An 8,057-nucleotide genomic window follows, 5' to 3' on the forward strand; every position below is an offset into this window, starting at 1 on the left:
TGCTTGGTGCGCACATCGGTCAGCCGCCAGGTGCGGTAGGCAAAGACGCCGTAGTCGCGCCCCCGCGTGCGCTCCGACTGGTCGCTGACGACAAGCTGGATATGTTCGCGCACCTCCTCGAGCGGCACCGGTCTTGGAAGCAGCGCCAAGGGGTGGCTGGGCGCGGCAGCGGGCACCAGACTGGTGAAGCCGATCCGTAAAAGGTTGACGTCGGCTTCGCCCAAAATGCCGCCGACGCCGAGATCGGCCTGTCCGCCCACGACATGGTCAAGGATCAGGCCGAGCGAGCCTATATGCAGGCGCAACGTTACCGTCGGAAACTGTGCCTCGAACGCCTTCAGAACCCGAACCAGTACAGGCGAAGGCAGTGTCACGTCGACCGACATGCTGACTTCCGCCTCCAGCCCTTGCTTATGGCCGTCGACACGCGAGCGGATGCGCTGCAGCATGCCGACCATGCGCCGCGCATCCTCCAGCGTCGCCCGGCCGACATCGGTCAGCTGCGGTTCGCGCGTGCCCTCGCGCTCGAACAGCTTCAACCCAAGCTGTGCCTCGAGATTGGCGATGGCGTAGCTGATGACCGACTGCGCGCGGTTGAGCTTGCGGCCGGCGGCCGAGAAGCTGCCGGTATCGGCCACCGTCACCAGGATTTGCAGTTGGTCAAGCGTCGGATTGGGTTGCATCGCCTTATCCAAATTGTAGATGGATAATATAGAAAATATACCAGTTTTTCAAATGGGTCGATGAACCCATATCTGGCGGGACAAATCATTCCAACCCTGGAGAGCCCGCCATGTCCATCCTTCTTGTCACGTCGAGTCCGCGCGGCGCTGCCTCGCATTCTACCCGTATCGCCACCGAACTTGCAGAAAAGCTGCTCGCCGCCGATCCCTCGGCCAAGCTTGCCGTGCGCGACCTTGTCGCGAACCCGCTGCCGCACATCGATCCGGACTATTCGACCGGCATCTATACGCCCGTCGAAGCCCGCACCCAGCGCCAGGCCGAGGTCGTCGGCGTCTCCGACGGCGTGCTGGATGAGCTGTTTGCCGCCGACACCATCATCCTGGCCACCGGCTTCATCAATTTCGGCATCTCGTCGACGCTGAAATCCTGGGTCGATCACGTCTCCCGCTCCGGCAAGACTTTCGCGTATGGCGAGAATGGCCCGAAGGGCCTCGTCACCGGCAAGAAGGTCTACATCGTCCTTGCCTCGGGCGGCATCTATTCGGAAGGCGCTGCCGTGCAGATGGATCACGCCATCCCTTACCTGCGCAGCGTGCTTGGTTTCATCGGCATGACCGACGTCGAAGTCATCCGCATCGAAGGCGTCGGCATGGGAGCCGATGCCGTCACGGCCGCCCTGGCCAAGGCATCCGCCAAGGTGGATGCGGTGGTCGCCTCAACCGGAGCAGTCGTCGCCGCCGCATAGAGCGCGAATAGCTGGTAACCAGAACTAAGAAGGCAGGCGCCCTGGCGCCTGCCTTTTTGCTATCCGCCTGATGCCCGACGAGGCGCCGTCAGATCCTACAGCTTAAGGGACATCGCCAATCGCCAGGCTAACCGAAGATCTTCTCGCCCTGCTCGTCGACAAGTTGGATGCCCTTCTTGATCGAGATGTCGACGGCGTCGTCTAGCCCGGCAAAACGGTCGGCGCGGATGAATTTATGTTCCTTCATCACACCGTCGACTTCCTTCGAAACCACGCCGCAGGTCTGGTACTGGCCCTCCGCCTTGTAGGGGGTCGCGCTGATCAAGAATCCCTTGTGCTCGATCTGCTTTGCCGGGGCGGCACTTTTCGGTTCGCCGACATCACTACCGCCACCGAAAAGACGCTTCAGAAATGACATGGGTATCCTCCAACGGCAATCACCCTGCACCACATAGCGCGGCGCAGGGTGATTTTCACTACCGGTCCTCGGCGGAACCGGCAAGGCCCACCTACTGGACGTCAGCGGCGTGACAGCGCCTCGAGGGCCTCGGCTGTGTCTATCAGGATGCTCATCGCCTGAGCCTGCTTGTCTTCGGATGCATCGACGATGTCGCTCAGCGCTGCGCGCAGCCGGTGGCGCACGGCGCGGAATTCGTCGCGCTTTTCCGAACGGCCCAGGCCGCGCCGTCCGCCATCCTCGCCATTGTCGTTCCAGCCGAACCAGTCGCGCGCCTTTGCCATCTTGCGGCCGAAACGCTCGAGATGGTCGAGCACGTGGTCGATCATCTCGCGATTGTCATTGAGATGCGCCTGCCCTGCCTCGGTGATCGAAAAAACCTTCTTGTTGCCTTCCGCCGACGAAACAGCATAGCCGGCCTCTTCCAGGAAGGTCAGCGTCGGATAGACCACGCCCGGGCTCGGGCTATAGACGCCGCTGGTGCGCTCCTCCAGCGCCTTGATGATGTCATAGCCGTGGCGCGGGGCCTCGGCCAGCAGCGACAGCGTGATCAACTTGAGATCGCCGTCGGCCAGCATGCGTCCGGCGCGGAACATGTCGCCCGACCCGCCGCGCCCGCCGCCCCTCATGCCGTGGCCAAATGGGCCGAAACCGCCGCCACGGCCGCCGAACTTGCCGGCCATATGCATGAAAACGCGCTCGGCGCGCTCGCCGAAATGATGATGTCTGTGCATTGTCTGCTCCTTGAGTTATGTCTTACGATATATCTTAATTAGGCAGGCCAGCCGATCGAGTCAAGATATATCTTACGATGTATCTGGGAACGACGCCAGTGGGATTGATTTCGTCAGCGAGCTTGGCTAAACGGTGCGCGAGGGTCGAAGATCGTCCGTAAGCGTCTGACGTCAAGCAACGCATCCACTCCGGTTCTTTCCGGGCAATTACGCCGAAGACCGGCGAAATGGATGCCATGCGACGGGCCGGATACTTCAGGAAAAAATCCCTAATGACCATAGGAACCGGGCGCAAGAAACTGCCTGCGCGCTATGCCGCGATCGTCAGCCCGCTGGTGTTATCGCTGCTGATGACCCTCATCGTCTCGTTCATCTCGACGCTGAAAAGCCTCGGGCCGCAGCCCAACCTGCCAGCCATCTGGCTGGCCGCCTGGGGCCTATCCTGGCTGGTGGCGTTTCCGACGCTGCTTGTGCTGCCGGTGGTGCGCCGTATCGTCGGCTGGCTGTGCGAGCCCGCAACCAGATAGGCGGATGAATACCGCTTACCAGCGGCCCTTACGCCTATTCCAGGCATAGAGAAGATCAGCGAAGCGATCATAGGCATAGCGCGTCAACGGCAGCGCGACGCGGTTGCCGAACAACGCCGCCAGCCAGCCCTCGCCCGGTGTTGCCAACCAGACGGCAATTGCGACCTCGGCGCCGACCAGCAGTTTGCCGTCCGCATCGGTTGCATGCAGCCGGCGGCGGATGTCCTCCAGGGACACGCCGTATCCGGCCAGCGCCGACGGTTCGGCATTGATGTCGCGAAACGCTATCCGCCCGGCCTTGATCGCCTCGACCAGCTGCCGCTTCTGCCTGACGATGCCGGCATCGCAAACCGGACAACGGGTGTTGTACCAGATGGTCAGCAGAGGCTTGGGCATGTGTTTCGCGACCTGAAGGCTGCGCTGACTATCCGGGAAATATCCTCGCCCCGCAACGGTTCTGACCAGCCTGGCCGCGACGCGGCATCGTGCCGACGAATTGCGGATGTCTGGAAAAAATCAGAATTTGTAGCCGAAGCGCTCGAAATCCCTGGAATAGAGCCGTCGCACGATGCTTTTCGCCTCGTCATCATAGACTGCGCGATAGTCGTAAGGTGCATTGACGTTTGACCGGGGAAGCTTCACCTCGCCCGGCAGACCGAGCCGTTCGACCAGCGCATTGAATTGCTCGGCCAGCGTTTCAAACCGCAAAATCTCATCGATGATGAGGTTTCCGTGCCTGTCCGAAATCCAGCTCGTCTGGTCCACCCGCACAAGACGGTTCTTGCGTTCGAGATAGCGCAGGAAAGCCATGAAATCCAGGACCCTGGCTCTGTTCCAGCGCCGGCCGGAGAGATAGTCCCGGCGGAAATAATAGGTCGAGACCGCAAGTTCGAAAGGGTTGCGCACGACGGCGAACTTGTAGGCGCTGTCATAGATCTCCGCCGGCAGCTTGTGCTTCACCCAGCTTGCTTTGTCATGCTGCCTGAGGAACGCATTTTGAGGCGTCTCGCGCACGGGAAGGTGTGACAGCAGGCGACGCCACTGCGTTCGTTTTGGCTTCAGGCTCCACGGCCCTAGCGCACGGGTAAGCGAGGTCCCGGCCGTCTTCGGGATGTGGATGAAAATGAAGTTCTTTTCGAGCGAGAGCAGCATTCCTCCTCATGATCGGCGGATCGGGCGCCGTCAAGCGGCGCCTGACCGTCCGATATCAGGAACTCGGCTTGGCGCGGGTCTATAGCCGCGCAGCGCCTTACCCGAGCGAGGCGATGATCTCGCGATAGGCCAATTCCGGGAAAGCCTTGAGCGTCCGCGTCCTCACGTTACCGCCTGACGCCAGCATCAGCGAGAAACGAGCGAGCACCGCGTCGTCGGGCGCTTCGACGATCGCCACCATATCGCATTCGCCCATGGTGAGATAAAACGCCCTGAACGAGCCGCCCATGTCTCCCAGCAGCTTCTTGGCGGCATCGAGCCGCTTCGGCGACTCGCGCACATTTTTGGCGCCCTGCTCCGTCCAGTTGATCAGCACGATGTAGTTTGTCATGCACACCTCCCTCCGGGGCCTCGGAGCACGGCGTCACTGCCGGGGCGGGCATCCGGGTTTGTCGCCCAGAAAATGCATCCGACACCAGATTATCCTCCCACAGCAGGTGTGCTGCAAGAACAACCGCACCGTCTGCGAGACAATCCCTGTGCCACGAACGAAAAAGGGCGCCGCAGCGCCCTTTAAATTGCTTATCCGGTGCCCGGCATCAGCTGTCGAGGAAGCTCCGCAGCTTGCGCGAACGGCTCGGGTGCTTGAGCTTGCGCAGCGCTTTGGCCTCGATCTGGCGGATGCGCTCGCGGGTGACCGAGAACTGCTGGCCGACTTCCTCCAGCGTATGGTCGGTGTTCATGCCGATGCCGAAACGCATTCTGAGCACGCGTTCTTCGCGCGGGGTGAGCGAAGCAAGCACCCGCGTCGTCGTTTCGCGCAGATTGGCCTGGATCGCCGCGTCGATCGGCAGGATCGCCATCTTGTCCTCGATGAAATCGCCGAGATGCGAATCCTCCTCGTCGCCGACAGGCGTTTCGAGCGAAATCGGCTCCTTGGCGATCTTCAGCACCTTGCGCACTTTTTCCAGCGGCATGGCCAGCTTTTCCGCCAATTCCTCCGGCGTCGGCTCGCGGCCGATCTCGTGCAGCATCTGGCGCGAGGTGCGGACGATCTTGTTGATCGTTTCGATCATGTGCACCGGAATGCGGATGGTGCGCGCCTGATCGGCGATCGAGCGGGTGATCGCTTGCCGGATCCACCATGTTGCGTAGGTCGAGAACTTGTAACCGCGGCGGTATTCGAATTTGTCGACCGCCTTCATCAGGCCGATATTGCCTTCCTGGATCAGATCGAGGAACTGCAGGCCGCGATTGGTGTATTTCTTGGCGATGGAAATGACGAGGCGCAGATTGGCCTCCACCATTTCCTTCTTGGCGATCGCGGCTTCGCGCTCGCCCTTCTGCACCTGGTTGACGATCTTGCGGAATTCGAGGATCGAGATCGCCGTTTCGGTGGCGAGGTTCTGGATCTCGGCGCGCAGGTCGCGGATCGCGTCCTTCTCGTTCTTGGTGAATTCCTTCCAGCCGCGCGAGGTCAAATTGCCGATCGAGCGCGTCCAGTTCGGATCGAGCTCCGAGCCCTGATACTCCTTCAGGAATTCCTCGCGGCGCACACCATAGCTTTCGGCCAGCCGCAACAGCTTGCCTTCGTTCTGCACCAGGCGCTTGTTGATGTCGTAGAGCTGCTCGACCAGCGCCTCGATGCGCGCCGTGTTCAGGGACAGCGACTTCACCGCCTTGATCAGCTGGTCCTTCAGCTCCTTCAGCCGGCGGTCCTGGCTGGGCGACAGCGTGCCGGCGGCGGCCAGCCGGTTCTCGACCTGCTGGTCCTGCAGCTTACGCAACTTCTTGTAAGTGTCGGCGATGACGTCGAGCGTCTCCATCACCTGCGGGCGCAGTTCCGCTTCCATCGCCGCCAGCGACAGGCTGGCCTCGTCCTCGTCTTCCTCGTCGTCATCAGTCAGACCGCGCGTGTCGGTGCCGACATTGGTGATGTCGTCCTCGTCCTCGCGCGAACGGCGTGGCTTTTCCTCGGTCTTGGCTTCCTCGATCCGCTCGACCACCGGCGCCTGCTTGGCCTCCGGCCCGGCATAGGTCGCTTCAAGATCGATGATCTCGCGCAGCAGGATCTTCGATTCATTGAGCTCGTCACGCCAGATGATGATGGCCTGGAACGTCAGCGGGCTTTCGCACAGGCCCGCGATCATCGTCTCGCGGCCGGCCTCGATGCGCTTGGCGATCGCGATTTCGCCCTCGCGCGACAGAAGCTCGACCGAGCCCATTTCGCGCAGATACATGCGAACCGGATCGTCGGTGCGATCGGTCGGCTCTTTCTTGGTGGTCGTCGCGGCTACGGCGGTGCCGGTCTGCTCGGCCAGCTCGTTGGCGTCTTCCTCGGCGTCGGCAGCCGCATCGGCGGCTTCAGGCTCTTCGCCCTGCTCGTCGTCCTCGACCACGTTGATGCCCATGTCGGAAAGCATGGCCATCGTGTCCTCGATCTGCTCGGAGGTCACTTCCTCCGAGGGCAGCACCGAATTCAGCTCGTCCATGGTGACATAGCCGCGCTTCTTGGCGGCCTTGATCATCTTCTTGACAGCATCGTCGGAAAGGTCGAGCAGAGGGCCATCGGTGGCGCCTTCGCGTTCGGTCTCGACCTCTTCCTTTTCTTTTGTCGCCATTCTTTATTTTCTCCAAGCGGCCGAGTATCAAGCCGCGTAAGCTGCCGTTCCGGTTAAATCAGATGCGCTCGCTCTAGAACGCGCTTCCCCGGGCCAGTAACTGCATCTCTCGTTAAGTCCAGATTAACCCTGGTATCTGTGGCAGGCCGAATGCCTGTCCAGTGACCGGTACCTCACATCGCTGCATTTCCCGTCGACGCCGGCGCGGGTTAACGTTTCGAATCGTCCTGATTCCGTCATTCTGCCAGAAGGTCAAGCGCCTCTCGCATGATTCGCATGAAAAAAGCGAATCAATTACCCGACTTAAAGCGCCGCGGCTGATTCGACGCGCAAGCACGGTTCTGCACTTTTCACTCTTTCGTAAGCTTCGACCTACGCCCGCCCGGCCCTTCCCGAGGACACACCGAACCCTTCGATCAGCGCTTCCGTTGCTTGCACGTCGCGAAATTGCGCCTGGATCTCGATGAGATGCCGGTAGTTTTCGTCCGTGGGATCGCTGGCGAGCGCCGCTTCCGCCTGTTTCAGCTCCTTATGTAAGGTGCGCGCGCTGCGCTGCAAGTGGAGCGCCTGGCTGAAGGCGTCGCGGGCATCGTCAAGTCCGGCGGTTTCCAGCGCCGGCCATTGCCGCGCCCGTTTGATCAGCGCCACCGCGCGCGCCCAGATTTCACCGCAGCCGGCTCGTTCGATCGTCGCGATCACCGCGTTGCGGTCGTTGGCCATGTCATGCGCCATCGCATCGAGAATGGCCGCGTGCAGCCGCTTCAGATCGGTGTTGGCGAGGTCGAGGAACTCGACATGGGCGAAATTCTCGTCGATCAGCGCTGGATGATTGACAAGAGCTGCAATGATCGTCGCCTCGCGCACCGACATTCCCTCGCTGCTGCGCTTGACCAGCGCCGAACGGCCGAGGCTTTCGGTGATCGCGGTACGTCCACCGCCACCACGTGCGAACTGTCCGCCGGGAGCTGAGCCCTTGCCCTGAAAGCGCTCGCCGGGCCGCCCCTCTTGACGACCTTGGCGCCCGCGCTGGGCGCCGAAAAAGCTCAGTACCCGCTCGCGCATTTCCTGCTGGTAGTGGTAGCGCAAGCTCTCGTCGCGGATCCGGCTGGTCAGTTCGCGCAGCGTCTTTTCCAGTTC

General features: G+C 61.5%; 9 protein-coding genes and 1 pseudogene. 2 read left to right on the forward strand and 8 right to left on the reverse strand.

Features of this window, described 5'->3' with window-relative positions:
* The coding region (locus E5W87_RS11565) for a LysR family transcriptional regulator (protein ID WP_292397116.1) at positions 1 to 683 on the reverse strand (683 nt) is incomplete at its 3' end.
* 110 nt (positions 684 to 793) lie between these two features.
* On the opposite strand from E5W87_RS11565, the gene E5W87_RS11570 reads away from it, so the two are divergent.
* On the forward strand, positions 794 to 1,429 hold the full coding sequence (locus E5W87_RS11570) for an FMN-dependent NADH-azoreductase (RefSeq protein WP_292397119.1): 636 nt from the start codon (positions 794 to 796) through the stop codon (positions 1,427 to 1,429).
* Between the two features lie 127 nt (positions 1,430 to 1,556).
* Here E5W87_RS11570 and E5W87_RS11575 read toward each other — a convergent pair whose 3' ends face one another.
* On the reverse strand, positions 1,557 to 1,847 hold the full coding sequence (locus E5W87_RS11575; RefSeq protein ID WP_292397121.1) for an HlyU family transcriptional regulator: 291 nt from the start codon (positions 1,845 to 1,847) through the stop codon (positions 1,557 to 1,559).
* Positions 1,848 to 1,948: 101 nt separating this feature from the next.
* A complete protein-coding gene (locus E5W87_RS11580; protein WP_292397125.1) occupies positions 1,949 to 2,620 on the reverse strand; it encodes a PadR family transcriptional regulator in 672 nt (223 codons plus the stop codon).
* Between the two features lie 272 nt (positions 2,621 to 2,892).
* Here E5W87_RS11580 and E5W87_RS11585 point away from each other — a divergent pair, with 272 nt between their 5' ends.
* Positions 2,893 to 3,147 (forward strand): DUF2798 domain-containing protein, encoded by a 255-nt coding sequence (locus E5W87_RS11585; RefSeq protein WP_292397128.1) that lies wholly within the window; start codon positions 2,893 to 2,895, stop codon positions 3,145 to 3,147.
* A gap of 15 nt (positions 3,148 to 3,162) precedes the next feature.
* Here the strand turns inward: E5W87_RS11585 and E5W87_RS11590 are convergent, their stop codons facing one another.
* The 5 genes and pseudogenes from E5W87_RS11590 to E5W87_RS11610 form a co-directional block, all read right to left on the reverse strand.
* On the reverse strand, positions 3,163 to 3,543 hold the full coding sequence (locus E5W87_RS11590) for a thiol-disulfide oxidoreductase DCC family protein (RefSeq protein ID WP_292397131.1): 381 nt from the start codon (positions 3,541 to 3,543) through the stop codon (positions 3,163 to 3,165).
* A gap of 120 nt (positions 3,544 to 3,663) precedes the next feature.
* Entirely contained in the window at positions 3,664 to 4,299 is a 636-nt protein-coding gene (locus E5W87_RS11595) for a sulfotransferase family 2 domain-containing protein (protein WP_292397134.1), read from the reverse strand.
* A 97-nt stretch (positions 4,300 to 4,396) separates the two neighbouring features.
* A complete protein-coding gene (locus E5W87_RS11600) occupies positions 4,397 to 4,690 on the reverse strand; it encodes a GYD domain-containing protein (RefSeq protein WP_095488944.1) in 294 nt (97 codons plus the stop codon).
* A gap of 208 nt (positions 4,691 to 4,898) precedes the next feature.
* Positions 4,899 to 6,920, reverse strand: coding sequence for an RNA polymerase sigma factor RpoD (rpoD, locus tag E5W87_RS11605; protein ID WP_292397137.1), 2,022 nt, complete (start codon positions 6,918 to 6,920; stop codon positions 4,899 to 4,901).
* A gap of 372 nt (positions 6,921 to 7,292) precedes the next feature.
* A pseudogene (locus tag E5W87_RS11610) lies at positions 7,293 to 8,057 on the reverse strand (DNA primase); the annotation flags it as partial.

It is taken from the genome of Mesorhizobium sp. (genome assembly GCF_004962925.1).
Lineage (GTDB): Bacteria > Pseudomonadota > Alphaproteobacteria > Rhizobiales > Rhizobiaceae > Mesorhizobium.

Bases quoted from the DNA above. Each gene is read 5' to 3' on its own strand.
- E5W87_RS11570 (WP_292397119.1), top strand. From the start codon at position 794: ATGTCCATCCTTCTTGTCACGTCGAGTCCGCGCGGCGCTGCCTCGCAT.
- E5W87_RS11575 (WP_292397121.1), bottom strand. From the start codon at position 1,847: ATGTCATTTCTGAAGCGTCTTTTCGGTGGCGGTAGTGATGTCGGCGAA.
- E5W87_RS11595 (WP_292397134.1), bottom strand. From the start codon at position 4,299: ATGCTGCTCTCGCTCGAAAAGAACTTCATTTTCATCCACATCCCGAAG.
- E5W87_RS11585 (WP_292397128.1), top strand. From the start codon at position 2,893: ATGACCATAGGAACCGGGCGCAAGAAACTGCCTGCGCGCTATGCCGCG.
- E5W87_RS11590 (WP_292397131.1), bottom strand. From the start codon at position 3,543: ATGCCCAAGCCTCTGCTGACCATCTGGTACAACACCCGTTGTCCGGTT.
- rpoD (WP_292397137.1), bottom strand. From the start codon at position 6,920: ATGGCGACAAAAGAAAAGGAAGAGGTCGAGACCGAACGCGAAGGCGCC.
- E5W87_RS11600 (WP_095488944.1), bottom strand. From the start codon at position 4,690: ATGACAAACTACATCGTGCTGATCAACTGGACGGAGCAGGGCGCCAAA.
- E5W87_RS11580 (WP_292397125.1), bottom strand. From the start codon at position 2,620: ATGCACAGACATCATCATTTCGGCGAGCGCGCCGAGCGCGTTTTCATG.